The sequence below is a fragment of the Streptacidiphilus sp. PB12-B1b genome, assembly GCF_014084125.1.
GTDB lineage: Bacteria > Actinomycetota > Actinomycetes > Streptomycetales > Streptomycetaceae > Streptacidiphilus.
Map to the genome: position 1 here is coordinate 7,551,894 of NZ_CP048405.1, position 14,279 is coordinate 7,566,172.

Consider the following 14,279-nt stretch of genomic DNA (forward strand, 5'->3'; position numbering starts at 1 on the left):
TGCTCACTCACCACGGCGCTTCGGCCGCCACACCACCAGTGCGCTGCTCTGCCTGGCGGGCGCGTACGGCACCAGGTCCCGGCGGTAGGAGGCGTGCACCGCCGCCTCGCGCTGGGTGGCGGCCAGACCGGCGCTGGCGACCTCGCCCTGCAGCTCGGCCACCCGCGACTGGAGCGCGGCCACCTGGTTCTCCAGCTCGATGATCCGCTTGATCCCGGCGAGGTTGATGCCCTCCTCCTGGGACAGCCGCTGGACCTCGCGCAGCTGCTCGATGTCGCGCGCCGAGTAGCGCCGACCGCGCCCGGCCGTCCGGTCCGGCGAGACCAGGCCCAGCCGGTCGTACTGGCGCAGGGTCTGCGGATGCAGCCCGCTCAGCTGCGCGGCCACCGAGATCACGTACACCGGGGTGTACTCGGTCAGCTGGTACGCCGCGCGGGCGCCCGCCCGGGCCGCCCCGGGCGCCTCGCCCACCGAGCGGCTGCCGGGCACCCCGCCGGGCAGGCCGCCGCCGAGCCCCACGCCGATCGGGCCGCCGCCGGCGCCGCGCCCGCTGTCTGCCTCGTTCACCTCACGCCTCCTCCGCTGCCTTGAACAGAGCCGCCCGCGGGTCCTCCGCGGCCGTTGCCTCGCGGTACTGCTCCAGTGCCGTCAGCGCCTCGCCCTCGGTCGACGGCGGAACGGCGACCTCGACGGTGACCAGCAGGTCGCCGCGGGTGCCGTCCTTGCGCACCGCGCCCTTGCCGCGGGCGCGCATGGTGCGCCCGTTGGCGGTGCCCGGGGGCATCTTCAGGGTGACCGGGGGGCCGCCCAGGGTCGGCACCCGGATCGTGCCGCCCAGCGCGGCCTCGGGGAAGGAGACCGGGACGGTCACGGTCAGGTTGTCGCCCTTGCGGCCGAACACCGGGTGGTCCTGGACGTGCACGGTGACGTAGAGGTCACCGGGGTTGCCGCCGCGCTCGCCCTGCGCACCCTTCCCCTTGAGCCGGATCCGCTGGTCGTTGGAGACGCCCGCCGGGATCCGCACCTGCATGGTGCGGGCCGAGGTGGCCCGGCCGCTGCCGTGGCAGACCTCGCAGGGGTCGTCCACGATCAGGCCGCGGCCCTTGCAGTCGCGGCACGGCTCGGACAGCGCGAAGCCGCCCTGGCCGCGCTGGACGTGGCCGGTGCCGACGCAGGTCGGGCAGACCCGCGGGGTGGTGCCGGCCTTGGCGCCGGTGCCGGAGCACGCCTTGCAGGCGGCCTGACTGGTCATCCGCAGCGGGACGGTGGTGCCCTCCACCGCCTCGACGAAGCTCAGCGTGACCTCGGACTCGACGTCCGCGCCGCGCCGGGGCTGGGCGGTACGGGTGCCGCCGCCCCGGTTGAAGATGCCGCCGAAGACGTCGCCCAGCCCGCCGCCGCCACCGCCACCGAACGTGCCGCTCTGCTGGCCGCCGTTGAACAGGTCGCCCAGGTCGAAGCCGAAGCCGCCGTTGGCGCCGGCGCCGGTACGGAAGCCGCCGTTGGCGAACAGTGCCCGGGCCTCGTCGTACTCCTTGCGCCGCTTGGCGTCCGAGAGCACGTCATTGGCCTCGGAGATCTCCTTGAAGCGCTCCTCGGCCTCGGGATTCCCCTTGTTCGCGTCGGGGTGGAATTCCCGGGCCAGCTTTCGGTAGGACTTCTTGATCTCCGCGGTGGAGGCGTCCTTGGGCACGCCCAGAACCTTGTAGTAGTCCTTCTCCACATAGTCCTTGCCGCTCAAAAGGATTCCCTCCTCTCCGCAGGTGCCGCAGAAGCAGTCGGTGTGATGGGACGGTGGGACCGCACCCCGGAAAACCCGGCGTACGGCCCCACAGTCTCCACCGGATCAGTCCTCGCTGTCACCGTCGCCCTTGGCGTCCTCATCGGAGGATTCGCCGGCGGCGGAACCGCCGGGCTCGGGCTCCGCCACGGCGACGCGCGCCGGGCGGATGATCCGCTCGCCGATCTTGTACCCCGGCTGCAGGATCTGCACGCACGTGGTCTCCTCGACGTCCGCCGAGTAGCTGTGCATCAGGGCCTCGTGCAGCTGCGGGTCGAAGGGCTCGCCCTGCTTGCCGAACTGCTGCAGCCCCAGCTTGGCGACCACGGTCTCCAGCGACTCGCCGACGGACTTGAAGCCGCCCGTCAGCTCGTCGTGCTCGCGCGCGCGGCCGATGTCGTCCAGCACCGGCAGCAGGTTCTCCAGCAGGGCGGCCACGGCGATCTCACGCACCGTCACCCGGTCCCGCTCGACCCGCTTGCGGTAGTTCTGGTACTCGGCCTGGAGCCGCTGCAGGTCAGCGGTCCGCTCGGCGAGCTGCTTGCGGGCGTCGGCCAGCTCCTCGGCGCCGGCGGCGGCACCGCCGGCGGCGTCGCCCGCACCCGTCGCCGCGCCCTCCGAAGCACCGGGGGCCGGGGCCGCCTTGTCGGCGGCCCCTTTCCCTTCGCCGGTGGTGGCGGCGCCGGGCTCCTCAGCGAAGCCCTGCGTCTCCTTGGTCACGCCGCACCGCCGTCGCGCTTCTCGTCGTCGACGATCTCGGCGTCCACGACGTCGTCCTCGGCGCCGGCCGCGTCGTGCGGGGCGTCGGAGGGCGCACCGGCCGCGGCCGCACCCTCGGTCTGGGCGTACAGCGCCTGGCCGAGCTTCTGCGAGGTGGTCGAGAGCTTCTCGGTGGCCTCGCGGATGGCCGCGCTGTCCTCGCCCTTCAGCTTCTCCTTGAGGTCGGCGACGGCGGACGCGACCTCGTCCTTGACCTCGGCGGGGACCTTGTCCTCGTTGTCCTTGACGAACTTCTCGGTCGTGTAGACGAGCTGCTCGGCGGTGTTGCGGGTCTCCGCGGCCTCGCGGCGGCGGTGGTCCTCGTCCGCGAACTCCTCGGCCTCGCGCATCATCCGCGCGATGTCCTCCTTGGGCAGCGCGGAGCCGCCGGTGACGGCCATGCGCTGCTCCTTGCCGGTGCCGAGGTCCTTGGCGGAGACGTGCATGATGCCGTTGGCGTCGATGTCGAAGGTGACCTCGATCTGCGGCAGGCCGCGGGGCGCCGGCGGCAGGCCGGTCAGCTCGAACATGCCGAGCTTCTTGTTGTACGCCGCGATCTCGCGCTCGCCCTGGTAGACCTGGATCTGCACGGACGGCTGGTTGTCCTCGGCCGTGGTGAAGATCTCGGAGCGCTTGGTCGGGATGGTCGTGTTGCGCTCGATCAGCTTGGTCATGATGCCGCCCTTGGTCTCGATGCCGAGGGACAGCGGCGTGACGTCGAGCAGCAGGACGTCCTTGACCTCGCCCTTGAGCACGCCGGCCTGGAGGGTCGCGCCGATGGCGACGACCTCGTCCGGGTTGACGCCCTTGTTGGGCTCCTTGCCGCCGGTCAGCTCGCGGACCAGGTCGGCGACGGCGGGCATACGGGTGGAGCCGCCGACCAGGACCACGTGGTCGATCTCGGACAGCTGGATGCCGGCGTCCTTGATGACGTTGTGGAACGGGGTCTTGCAGCGGTCCAGGAGGTCCGCGGTGAGCTGCTGGAACTGCGAGCGGGAGAGCTTCTCGTCCAGGTGCAGCGGGCCCTCGGCGGAGGCCGTGATGTAGGGCAGGTTGATCGTGGTCTCGGTCGAGGAGGAGAGCTCGATCTTCGCCTTCTCGGCGGCCTCGCGCAGACGCTGGAGCGCCATCTTGTCCTTGGACAGGTCGACGCCGTGGCCGTTCTGGAACTGCTTCACCAGGTGGTCGACGACCCGCTGGTCCCAGTCGTCACCGCCGAGGTGGTTGTCGCCGTTGGTGGCCTTGACCTCGACCACGCCGTCGCCGATCTCCAGCAGGGACACGTCGAAGGTGCCGCCGCCGAGGTCGAAGACGAGAATGGTCTGGTCGTCCTTGTCCAGGCCGTAGGCCAGGGCGGCCGCGGTGGGCTCGTTGACGATGCGCAGGACGTTCAGGCCGGCGATCTCACCGGCCTCCTTGGTGGCCTGGCGCTCGGAGTCGTTGAAGTACGCGGGGACGGTGATGACCGCGTCCGCGACCTTCTCGCCCAGGTACGCCTCGGCGTCACGCTTGAGCTTCTGCAGGATGAAGGCGCTCATCTGCTGCGGGGTGAAGTCCTTGCCATCGATGTTGACCTTCCAGTCGGTCCCCATGTGGCGCTTGACGGACCTGATGGTCCGGTCCACGTTGGTGACCGCCTGGCGCTTGGCAACCTCGCCGACCAGCACCTCGCCGTTCTTTGCGAAGGCGACGACGGACGGTGTGGTCCGGGCGCCCTCGGCGTTGGTGATGACGGTGGGCTCACCGCCTTCGAGGACGCTGACGACAGAGTTCGTCGTACCGAGGTCGATTCCGACCGCACGAGCCATCGTGGAACCCTCCAGAAACAAGTTGAGTAGAACAGGCTCAATCATGCACCCGGGAGCAGAGTACGTCAACAGAGCTGAGTGGTGACGGCTCAACTTTATTGATCCCTTATGCCGACCGGGCGCCGAACGGGTGCCGCCCGGACCACGACCGGACCAGTGCTTCCGGGTGTGACGGGCTACATAGGGGCACAAGGGGCCCATGGGCGATATGGTCCGGCTGATCGGCCCTGGTGACTCGGTGACGACACGGTCACATGTGGACGTGGTTTTCGCCGCGATGGCGCCCAGCTAAGTTACCGGCCGGTACACTCGGTGGGATTCTCCCTGCGATCCCACGCAGCCAGTCAGCAGCCCGAGGAGACGGAGCCGATGCAGCTCGCCGCGATCGTGATCTCACTGGTCACGACTCTGGTCGGTACCGCGCTGGCCGCGCGCGCCGCCCTGTACATCTACACCTTCGTCACGCTCGGCGCCGACGAGCCGCCACGCGCCCGCACCGCGGACCCGGTGCGACGCGGCAAGACCGTCGCCAAGGAGTTCTTCGGGCACACCCGGATGACCACCTGGGGCGTCGTCGGCGTGGCCCACTGGTTCGTCGCCACCGGCTTCTTCTGCCTGGTGCTGACCCTGGTCACCGCCTTCGGGCAGATCTTCGACGCGAACTTCGCGCTGCCGGTCATCGGCCACTGGGCGCCCTACCTGGTCTTCGAGGAGATCGTCGGCACCCTGACCACGCTCGGCATCCTGGTGCTGATCGTCGTCCGGCTGCTGTCGCTGCCCGGCCGGGCCGGACGCAAGTCCCGCTTCGCCGGCTCCATCGCCTGGCAGGCGTTCTTCGTCGAGTACGTCATCCTCGGCATCGGCATCTGCATCCTGGTGCTGCGCGGCCTGGAGGGCGCGCTCGAGGGCGTCACGCACTACGAGGCCAGCTACTTCGTGACCTACCCGCTGGTCGCGGCGTTCTCGCACCTCGGCACCGGCACCCTGAAGAACCTGATCTACCTGGTGGCGATGCTGAAGATCACCATCTCCTTCACCTGGGCGATCACCATCGGCCTCAACCCCTCGATGGGCGTGGCCTGGCACCGCTTCCTCGCGTTCTTCAACATCTTCTTCAAGCGCGAGCAGGACGGCTCCGTCGCCCTCGGTGAACTGCGCCCGATGACCTCCGGCGGCACCCCGATCGACTTCGAGGACCCGGCCGACGACGCGGTCTTCGGCGTCTCCCAGGTCGAGCAGTTCTCCTGGAAGGGCCTGCTGGACTTCTCCACCTGCACCGAGTGCGGACGCTGCCAGTCGCAGTGCCCCGCCTGGAACACCGGCAAGCCGCTCTCGCCCAAGCTGCTGATCATGAACCTGCGCGAGCACGCCTACGCCAAGGCCCCCTACCTGCTCGCCGGCGGCGGCAAGGACGCCGAGGGCAACGAGAAGGCCACCCCCGAGCAGCTGGCGAACGTCCCCGCCGCCGCCCTGGCCGAGGCCGAGCGCCCGCTGATCGGCACCGCCGAGGAGAACGGCGTCATCGACCCGGACGTGCTGTGGTCCTGCACCACCTGCGGCGCCTGCGTCGAGCAGTGCCCGGTGGACATCGAGCACATCGACCACATCGTCGACATGCGCCGCTACCAGGTCATGATCGAGTCCTCGTTCCCGACCGAGGCCGGGACGATGCTGAAGAACCTGGAGAACAAGGGCAACCCGTGGGGCATGGCCACCAAGGCCCGCCTGGACTGGGTGAAGGAGCTGAAGAAGGAGACCGGCATCGAGGTCCCCGTCATCGGCGAGGACATCGACCCGGCCGAGGTCGAGTACCTGTACTGGGTCGGCTGCGCCGGCGCCCTGGAGGACCGGGCCAAGAAGACCACCAAGGCCTTCGCCGAACTGCTGCACACCGCGGGCGTGAAGTTCGCCATCCTCGGCAAGGAGGAGTCCTGCACCGGTGACTCCGCCCGCCGCCTGGGCAACGAGTTCCTGTTCCAGATGCTCGGCGCGCAGAACGTCGAGACCCTGAACACCGTGCTGGAGGACGCCCCGGTCAAGCGGATCGTGGCCACCTGCCCGCACTGCTTCAACACCATCGCCAACGAGTACCCGCAGCTCGGCGGCCACTTCGAGGTCATCCACCACACGCAGCTGCTGCAGCACCTGGTGGACGAGGGCAGGCTGGTGCCGGTCAACCCGGTCGAGGGCCTGATCACCTACCACGACCCCTGCTACCTCGGCCGGCACAACAAGGTCTACACCCCGCCGCGCGAGATCATCGCCGCCGTCCCCGGACTGCGCAACGAGGAGATGCACCGCCACAAGGAGCGCGGCTTCTGCTGCGGCGCCGGCGGCGCGCGGATGTGGATGGAGGAGCGCATCGGCAAGCGGATCAACACCGAGCGCGTGGACGAGGCGCTGTCGCTCAACCCCGACATCATCTCCACCGCCTGCCCGTTCTGCCTGGTGATGCTCTCCGACTCGGCCAACGGCAAGAAGAGCGAGGGCGCGGCCAAGGAGGCCCTGCGCGTGGTCGACGTCGCCCAGCTGCTGCTGGACTCCGTCAAGGCCCTCCCGCAGGCCCCCGCCGAAGACGCCCCCGAACCGGAACCCGCCACCTCCTGACGACGCATCCCCGGCCCGGGCGGCCGGGCCCCCACCCCGGCCGCCCAGCCGACCGCCCCTGACGCCCACCGCCCGGCCCGGCCGCGGAACCCCTCCCGCAGCCGGGCCGCCCGGCGTCCCCCGCCCACGATCCACGCCGTGCCCACCCACCGCACGCCCGCGCCCCTACCGCCTACCGCGCCGGCGCCAACGCCCCTCCCGTCCCGGACGTCCGCGCGGCGCCCACCCCGCCGCACGCCCGGACCCGCGCCCGTACCCCTCCCCGCGCCGACGCAGCGCCGGGCCCCGTCCGGGCGTCCGTCCCGGGAAGCGTGCTCGCGTGTCGGACAGTGCGGGTACGGTCAGAGGGTGCGTGCTAGAGGACTTCCGTTCACCCGGACCCGTGAGAGCGCCCGGAGCGCTCCCCCGGCGGTCGCCGTCGACCCCGGCGACCAGCCGGGCCACACCCGTGCCTTCACCGTCCCGGAGGTGTCCGTGCCCGCGCCCGTGGAGCACATCACCACCTACCGGGCCGGTCAGCGGCACCCCGAGGTCGGCACCGCCAGACTCCCCTGGCGGGAGCTGCTCGCCGGGATATACCGCCGCCCCACCCGCACCTTCGCGCAGATGCGCTCGCACCAGGTCTGGGGCCCGGCGCTGGCGGTCTCCGGGCTGTACGGCGTGCTGGCGACCTTCGGCATCGGCGGCCTCCGGGGCGAGGTGTTCGACTCCACCTTCGGCCTGGCCGTCTTCGCCCTGGTCTTCAGCGCGCTGGGCTTCGTCGCCACCGGCATCGTCTTCGGGGCCGTCACCTGCGGCCTGGCCCGCCGGCTCGGCGGCGACGGCCCGTGGGCCCCGACCGTCGGCCTGTCCATGCTCATCGCCTGGGGCACCAACCTGCCCCGGGCGCTGCTGATGCTGGTGCTGGCGCCCTCCAACGGCGTGGTGCAGCTGCTGGGCTGGGTCACCTGGCTGGTCTGCGCCTGGCTGCTGACGGCCATGGTGCGCCAGGTGCACGACCTGCCCTGGGGCAAGGCCGCGGGCGCGGCGGCGCTGCAACTGATCGCGCTGCTGCTCCTGATCACCCTGCCCGCGGTCGGCTGAGGGAAGATGGACCGGTAGTCGGTTCGATCACCCGTTCCACCGCCGTTGCCCGAACCCCACCCGCACCGTCCCGCGCCGTACCCGCGCCGTCCCCGCACCAGGAGAATCACCCATGTCCCTCCCCTCCGCGTCCACCCAGGTGACCTTCCCGGCAGGTGAGGTCCGCGGGAGTTCCACGGTGCTGGCGGTCGTACCGCTGCCCGAGGACCGCTACGGCGTGGTCACCGGGACCACCCCGTTCCACCCGCTCGACCACACCTGGCCGGACCAGCCCGCCGACACCGGCAGCCTGCTGACCGCGGACGGCGCGGAGCTGCCGGTGCTGGACTGCGTCACCGGCGGGGTCAGCCCCGAGGGCGAGCTGTCGCTGGGTCCGGACATCCCGGTCCGCCGCGGCGACGAGGCGTGGGCCTGGCTGGTCGTCCACGTCGTCGGGTCCGCCGCTGGGGTGGGCGCGCCGGTCGCCGTCGGCGAGACGGTCGAGCTGCGGGTGGACGCCGACCGCCGGGCCGCCCTGTCCGCCGCCCACACCGGCTGCCACCTGCTGGCCCTGGCCCTGAACGCCGCCCTGGCGCCGCGCTGGCGCAAGGACCCGGGCCGCGCCGACGCCCTCGGCCACCCGGACTTCGACAGCCTCGCCATGGACACCTCCCGGATGGACGCCCAGGCCAGCACCGACGTCTACCGGATCGGGAAGTCGCTGCGGAAGAAGGGCTTCACGGCGGACGACCTCGCCGCCGACCTGCCGACGCTGACCGCCGCCGTCAACGAGCAGCTGGCGGCCTGGGTCGCGGCCGAGGCGCCGGTCCGGGTCGAGGCCCCGGGCCCCGAGCTGACCGCCCGCCGCCGCTGGGCCTGCGACCTGCCGGAGGGCCACGCGTCCATCTTCTGCGGCGGTACCCACCTGCACGGCCTCGGCGAGCTCGCGGGCCTCAGCACCGAGCTGCGGCTCAGCGAGGACGGCAGCGAGCTGACCGCCGTCACCACCCCCAAGCGCCGCTAGCGGCCCCCCGGCGGCTTCTCGGCGGCCTCCCGGCGCGTCCCCGGACTACGGCACCCTCAGACCTGGGTGCGGTGGAAGTTCAGGTACGAGCGGGAGGCCGTCGGCCCGCGCTGGCCGAAGTAGCGGGAGCCGTACTCGGCCGAGCCGTAGGGGTGCTCCGCGGGCGAGGTCAGCCGGAACATGCACAGCTGGCCGATCTTCATCCCCGGGAAGAGCTTGATCGGCAGCGTGGCGACGTTGGACAGCTCCAGCGTCACGTGCCCGCTGAAGCCGGGGTCGATGAAGCCGGCGGTGGAGTGCGTCAGCAGCCCGAGCCGTCCCAGCGAGCTCTTGCCCTCCAGCCGGGAGGCCAGGTCGTCCGGCAGCGTGACGACCTCGTACGTGGACGCCAGCGCGAACTCGCCGGGGTGCAGGATGAACGGTTCGTCGTCCTCGGGCTCGACCAGCCGGGTGAGGTCGGGCTGCTCGACCGAGGGGTCGATGTGGGGGTACTTGTGGTTCTCGAACACCCGGAAGTACCGGTCGAGCCGTACGTCGATGCTTGACGGCTGGATCATGGCCGGGTCGTACGGGTCGATGACCACGCGCCCGGATTCGATCTCCGTCCGGATGTCCTTGTCTGAGAGCAGCACGTCATGAGGTTACGTGCCCGGGGCTGCCCCCGCCCAATCAGCGGGGGCAGCCCGTCCGGAGCGCGCGCCTACGCCAGGAACTCGACGGCCTCGCGCCGCAGCGCCTGCTGGATCTGCTCCCGGCTGAGAGCGGCGAGATCGGCCGGAACGGAGCTGCGCAGCCGCGCGCACCGGGGGCAGCGGATCAACCGCCCGGGGCCGATCCGCCCGGCCCCGAGATTCTGCATCGGGAACGTGGCGGTACTGAACAGGTGCCCCTCGGCACAACGGACGACGGTGCGCTCCATTGCTTCCTTTCCCCATCGGACGGCATACGGGCGGACCGCCGCGGCCCCACCCGGCCGACCGCCGCGCAGCAGGACCAACTGGCCCGCACCAGCGGACCCGTGGACGCGCGGTCACCTCCCGTACCGCACAGCGCGGCGGCATCACATTAAGGGATGTTCCGGACACTCCACCTCAAGGCTCGCCGCCGCCCAACCCCCGGAATCCGCCCGCCACAGTACGCCCACCACCCCCACCCGGAACACCCCGAGCCGCTCGATGCACACCCCGACGACCATGGGGTAGAGTGAGCAACATCAGCCGTCCCTGACGGCCGATCACGCGGGTGTAGTTTAATGGTAGAACATGAGCTTCCCAAGCTCAGAGCGCGAGTTCGATTCTCGTCACCCGCTCCACAGCTAAAGGCCCAGGCCAGGGACATGATCCCCGGACCGGGCCTCTTTGCTTTCCAGCACCGTTTTGGCGGTCGTGCCCCCTACGTGCCCCTCACCCCGGAGGAGCCTCTCCGGCCGGGTTAGCCGCGCCCCCGCTGCGCTTGCTCTTGATCTCCGCATCCATGCCGTCTGCGATCTTCCTGTCACGCTCGGATGTGGCGTGCTGGTAGATCATCGCGGCCCGAACCGAGGCGTGCCCCATGCGCGACATCAGCTCCTTGAGACTGGCCCCGGTTGCCGCTGCCAAGGTGTTCCCGGTGTGCCGCAGATCGTAGAACCGGAACTCCGGCAGGCCCGCCTTGTCGCGGGCTTTGCGCCAGATCCGCCCGAAGGACGAGCGCCGGAACGCACCACCCTCCGGGCCAACGAAGACCAGTCCGTTCGCCCCCTTCTCCGCGAAGACATCCAGGTGGTGCTGGATCTCCGGAAGAATCACAGACGGGATGGTCACCACCCGCTTGCCAGCGTCCGACTTGGTGTCGCCGACCACCCGGCGGCCCGTGGTTAGCTCCGGGGCAGCCATCCGGACCCGAACGGTCGAGGCCGTCATGTCGATGTCCTTCCGCCGCAGCTCCGCCAGTTCCTCCGGCCGCAGCGTGGTGAATGCGGCCAGCAGCACCAACGCCCGCCAGCGCAGGCCCACCAGTTCGGCCAACTCATAGACCTGCTCGATCGTCGCCGTCCCGCGCTCGGGGACGACTCCTTGCCCGCGCCCCGGATTCGGCACGGGTTGCGCCGGATCAGGTCGTCATCGGTAGCAGTCGCCAGGATCGAGCGCAGTAGCCGGTACGCCTTGGCAGCGGTGATCCGCTTGTCCGCCTCCAGGAGCGCAGTACGCCAGGCCCGCACGCGCGGCGCCGTGATTTGGGCGAGGTCCAACTTGCCGAAGGTCGGGGCGATATGCAGCCGCAGCAGCCGCGCGTACAGCTCCAGAGTGGTCGGCCGAAGGTCCCTTTCCTTGATCCAGGCTTCCGCGTACTCCAGGAAGTTGACCGCCCCCGCGTCAGGGTCGCGCCAGTCACCGCGCCGGAGATCGGTCTCCATGAGCGACAGGAAGACCTCGGCCTCACGTTTGGTGCGGAACGTATCCGGAGCAGGCCGCAACAGGCCCTCCGGGTCGGGATAGCGAGCCTGCCAACGGCCCGAAGCGAGCTTGCGGATGCGGCCGAACTGCCGCCGGTTCGTCGCCATCAGACGGCTGTCCTCAGTCGGCGCGTGCGCCGGGTCAGGGGCAATACCGTGCCCGAGTCGATGTAGGCCTCTACGACGGATTCGCGGATACGGACGTGGCGACCGATGCGCACGAACTCGATCCGGCGTTCGGCGATCAGCCGCCGGGGGAACCGCTCCCCCGAGTCCTTCCAGGTGCCAAGGCGTTGGGCGACCTCGGCCACGGTGAGCAGGGGATCGGCGGTACGGGATGCGCTGGTCATGCTGCTCCTTCTGTGGCGATGAGGTGGGCGTGTTCTTCGCGGCCCAGGCGGCGGGTTTCGCGCAGGTCGTCGGCGATGGTTTGGGCGAGGAGGGATTCGCCGGGGGTGTGGCCCTGTCCGGCGTAGACCCAGTGGGCCAGGGTCAGCACCGTCCCAGCGTCCGGGTCGTCGGGGTCGGGTAGGGCGAGGGCGGCGCGCTGTTCGGCGGCGCGGTAGTCGGCGCGTTCGGTGCGGATCTCGGTCAGGGTGATGGAGTAGCGGCGGGATTTGGTGGCGAAGTGGCCGCGGAAGCCGAGCATGTGGGACCAGGCCATCAGGCGGCGTTCGGGGTAGTGGCGGTCCAGGTCGAAGCAGGCTTCGATCAGGCGGCGCGGGTGTGGCGGGACTCCTAGCAGGTCGAGGGCTTCGCGGCTGCCGACGCGGCGGTCGACGGTGCCGGTGTTCTCGGCTGCCTTGGTGGCGTACTTGGCCACATAGGAGGCGACCGCTTGTTCGGTCAGGTCGGTGCCTGCGCCGAAGGCCTTGATGGGCCGCACGTCGAGCTGCGTGCCCCAGTGCAGGGCGCGGGCGGGGTGCGGTCCGGCGGCCGGGACAGCGACGGCGGCGCGGCGGACCGCGGCCCGGATCGCATCACCCAGCAGCCCCACTTTGGCCCAGGCCGGGGGCGGGTCGTCGGTGCCCTCGGGGCCGTCGATGCGGATCACGGCGTGGAAGTGGACCGCCCCGCGGCGCTGGAACTCAGCCACCTTCGCGTAGGAGACGCGGGCGACCGTCTTGAGGGCGGTTTGGGTGATTCCGGCGTGGGCGGCGACTTCGCGGCGCAGGTAGATCCCGAACAGGCGCCACAGGTCCCCGGCGTAGTTGTTCCACAGCACCGCCCCCGTGTAGTCGTACCGCTCGGGGGCCAGCGGGGTGCCGAGCACGTCGGCACCGTCGGGGTGGTGGGTTCCGCAGCGGCAGGTGCCGCGGTCGGGGCGGTTGTGGACCGGGCCGAAGGAGGGGGCGGTGAAGGTGGCGAATACCCGGGGGTGGGTGCGCACGCCGGTGCCGACGCCTTTGGTGCCGCCGACCAGCCCGGCGCGGATCAGGTGGTACGTGTCGGCGGAGTACGTGGCCGCGCACGAGGGGCAGCGCGAGGCACGCCGGTTGCCACAGGCCAGGCGCAGTACCCCGTCGGGCTGGTCGTGGGTGGAGAACTGGTGCAGGACCACGCCCGTCTTGCGGTCGGTGGTGCGGGTCCAGCCGCGCATGCGGATCGGGGCCGCGCAGCCGCCGGTGCGGGCGACCTGGTGCCGCCACCGGTCGAAGTCCGGGCGCGCGGCGACGCGCACCAGGTCGCTCAGGGTCTCAGGGTCCAGGGTAGGTGTGGTCACCGGCGGTTCCTCCGTCCCGGGGTGGCGGTGGCCGTTGTGGGGTGGGTGGAGGTCCAGTCCTCGGCGCAGACTTTGTGGACGGGCTTGCCGCGGTCCGAGCGCAGGTTGGTCGGCTTGTCGCACAGCACGCACGGGGCCGGGGCGTCGGACCAGTGGGAGCTGTCACGCCAGTTCAGGAGCGCCATGGCGATCACCTGCCGCTCATGGCGAGGGTCGGACGCGCCGGGGTGGTGTGGCCGGTGCCGTGGCAGTTGGGGCAGTGGGCGGTGATGGTGGCGCGGGTGCCGTCCAGGCGGCGTGCGCCGGTGGTGATCTCGACGGTGGGGAAGCCGTCGCAGTGCGCGCACACGCGGCTGTCAGTGGTGGTGGGGCCGGGCATGATGGTGGTCTCCTGTTTCGTTTGTTGGGCGGGCAGGGTGCTCGGGGCGACCGGTCTTCCTGGCAGGGATCGGGCGGTCGCCCCGAGGCGGAACTAGGTGTGCGCGGCGTAGCGCTTGGCTATGAGAGCGGCCAGGCCTGCGCGGTCGATCGACTGAGCCCCGTGGCGCAGCGCAGCGGCGCGCTTACCGGGAGTCACGTCGTAGTGCCAGCGGTAATTGCCGTGGTCCTGGAAGCAAGCGCGGCGCAGGCGGATACAGGCGGCGAAGGCGTGCATTTCCTCACGGGTGTCGGCCGTCAGGTGCCCCCAGCGGGTGGTGCGCAAGCCAACTTCACGAGCAAAGTCGCCGTAGTCGATGAGCTCGTCCACGTAGACAGTCATGGTCATCGCCCCTGGTTGGTCTGGTTGAGCAGCAGGCGCAGGACCACGGCGACCACGGCCAGCGACAGCGCGGTGACCGCGACGGCGAGGAGCAGCGCGGTCAGGACCGTGCCGACGACCAGGACCGCGGCGACCGCCCCAGCTCCGGCAGCCACGTAGGGGGCGACCGGACGCCGGGCAGGGGTGGGGTGGGTGAGATAGACCGGGGCCACAGGTGCCGCCGGGGGCGTGTACGGGGCGAGCGCGGCGGGCGGCGCGGTCGGCTGGACGATGGTGGTCGGGTAGACGGTCGGGGCGGGGTAGCGGGGGCGGAGCATGGCGG

Annotated in this window: 17 protein-coding genes and 1 tRNA gene; 4 read left to right on the top strand and 14 right to left on the bottom strand. The window is 71.0% G+C overall.

Annotation, left to right across the window (positions count from 1 at the left end):
* Nucleotides 1-3 precede the first annotated feature (3 nt).
* The 4 genes from GXW83_RS33040 to dnaK form a co-directional block, all read right to left on the bottom strand.
* Nucleotides 4-471 carry a heat shock protein transcriptional repressor HspR gene (locus GXW83_RS33040; protein WP_304940996.1) on the bottom strand — a complete coding sequence of 156 codons (468 nt, stop codon included), beginning with the start codon at nt 469-471 and terminating at the stop codon, nt 4-6.
* Nucleotides 472-568: 97 nt separating this feature from the next.
* Nucleotides 569-1,741: a molecular chaperone DnaJ gene (gene dnaJ / locus GXW83_RS33045; RefSeq protein WP_182446709.1), complete on the bottom strand. Its 1,173-nt coding sequence runs from the start codon at nt 1,739-1,741 to the stop codon at nt 569-571.
* Between the two features lie 105 nt (nt 1,742-1,846).
* Nucleotides 1,847-2,500 (bottom strand): nucleotide exchange factor GrpE, encoded by a 654-nt coding sequence (gene grpE / locus GXW83_RS33050; RefSeq protein WP_182446711.1) that lies wholly within the window; start codon nt 2,498-2,500, stop codon nt 1,847-1,849.
* On the bottom strand, nt 2,497-4,347 hold the full coding sequence (dnaK, locus tag GXW83_RS33055) for a molecular chaperone DnaK (RefSeq protein ID WP_182446713.1): 1,851 nt from the start codon (nt 4,345-4,347) through the stop codon (nt 2,497-2,499). The genes grpE and dnaK overlap by 4 nt, the downstream gene beginning before the upstream one ends.
* 369 nt (nt 4,348-4,716) lie before the next feature.
* Between dnaK and GXW83_RS33060 the strand changes: the two genes are divergently transcribed.
* From GXW83_RS33060 to GXW83_RS33070, 3 genes are all read left to right on the top strand, one after another.
* Nucleotides 4,717-6,954 (top strand): (Fe-S)-binding protein, encoded by a 2,238-nt coding sequence (locus GXW83_RS33060; RefSeq protein ID WP_182446715.1) that lies wholly within the window; start codon nt 4,717-4,719, stop codon nt 6,952-6,954.
* 348 nt (nt 6,955-7,302) lie between these two features.
* Complete coding sequence (locus GXW83_RS33065; protein ID WP_182446717.1) at nt 7,303-8,037, top strand: Yip1 family protein; 735 nt, start codon at nt 7,303-7,305, stop codon at nt 8,035-8,037.
* Nucleotides 8,038-8,149: 112 nt separating this feature from the next.
* Nucleotides 8,150-9,040 (top strand): metal-dependent hydrolase, encoded by an 891-nt coding sequence (locus GXW83_RS33070; RefSeq protein ID WP_182446719.1) that lies wholly within the window; start codon nt 8,150-8,152, stop codon nt 9,038-9,040.
* Nucleotides 9,041-9,096: 56 nt separating this feature from the next.
* Here the strand turns inward: GXW83_RS33070 and dcd are convergent, their stop codons facing one another.
* Together dcd and GXW83_RS33080 are read right to left on the bottom strand one after the other, a co-directional pair.
* Nucleotides 9,097-9,672 (bottom strand): dCTP deaminase, encoded by a 576-nt coding sequence (gene dcd / locus GXW83_RS33075; RefSeq protein WP_182446721.1) that lies wholly within the window; start codon nt 9,670-9,672, stop codon nt 9,097-9,099.
* Nucleotides 9,673-9,740: 68 nt separating this feature from the next.
* A complete protein-coding gene (locus GXW83_RS33080; RefSeq protein ID WP_182446722.1) occupies nt 9,741-9,959 on the bottom strand; it encodes a hypothetical protein in 219 nt (72 codons plus the stop codon).
* 319 nt (nt 9,960-10,278) lie between these two features.
* Here GXW83_RS33080 and GXW83_RS33085 point away from each other — a divergent pair.
* A tRNA-Gly gene (locus GXW83_RS33085) sits at nt 10,279-10,352 on the top strand.
* Between the two features lie 91 nt (nt 10,353-10,443).
* Here the strand turns inward: GXW83_RS33085 and GXW83_RS35515 are convergent.
* From GXW83_RS35515 to GXW83_RS33120, 8 genes are all read right to left on the bottom strand, one after another.
* On the bottom strand, nt 10,444-11,034 hold the full coding sequence (locus GXW83_RS35515; protein WP_370466907.1) for a tyrosine-type recombinase/integrase: 591 nt from the start codon (nt 11,032-11,034) through the stop codon (nt 10,444-10,446).
* Nucleotides 10,938-11,582: a hypothetical protein gene (locus tag GXW83_RS35520; RefSeq protein WP_370466843.1), complete on the bottom strand. Its 645-nt coding sequence runs from the start codon at nt 11,580-11,582 to the stop codon at nt 10,938-10,940. The genes GXW83_RS35515 and GXW83_RS35520 overlap by 97 nt, the downstream gene beginning before the upstream one ends.
* Nucleotides 11,582-11,824, bottom strand: coding sequence for an excisionase family DNA-binding protein (locus GXW83_RS33095; RefSeq protein ID WP_182446724.1), 243 nt, complete (start codon nt 11,822-11,824; stop codon nt 11,582-11,584). Before GXW83_RS33095 ends, GXW83_RS35520 begins: the two co-directional genes overlap by 1 nt.
* The gene (gene repSA, locus GXW83_RS33100) at nt 11,821-13,197 is read right to left on the bottom strand and encodes a replication initiator protein RepSA (RefSeq protein ID WP_182446726.1); all 1,377 of its coding nucleotides are present in this window, start codon (nt 13,195-13,197) and stop codon (nt 11,821-11,823) included. The genes GXW83_RS33095 and repSA overlap by 4 nt, the downstream gene beginning before the upstream one ends.
* Nucleotides 13,194-13,382, bottom strand: coding sequence for a hypothetical protein (locus tag GXW83_RS33105; RefSeq protein ID WP_182446728.1), 189 nt, complete (start codon nt 13,380-13,382; stop codon nt 13,194-13,196). The genes repSA and GXW83_RS33105 overlap by 4 nt, the downstream gene beginning before the upstream one ends.
* Nucleotides 13,383-13,387: 5 nt before the next feature.
* Entirely contained in the window at nt 13,388-13,576 is a 189-nt protein-coding gene (locus GXW83_RS33110) for a hypothetical protein (protein WP_182446730.1), read from the bottom strand.
* Between the two features lie 93 nt (nt 13,577-13,669).
* On the bottom strand, nt 13,670-13,957 hold the full coding sequence (locus GXW83_RS33115) for a DUF4031 domain-containing protein (RefSeq protein WP_182446732.1): 288 nt from the start codon (nt 13,955-13,957) through the stop codon (nt 13,670-13,672).
* A gap of 2 nt (nt 13,958-13,959) precedes the next feature.
* A complete protein-coding gene (locus tag GXW83_RS33120; RefSeq protein ID WP_182446734.1) occupies nt 13,960-14,274 on the bottom strand; it encodes a SpdD protein in 315 nt (104 codons plus the stop codon).
* Between the last annotated feature and the right edge of the window lie 5 nt (nt 14,275-14,279).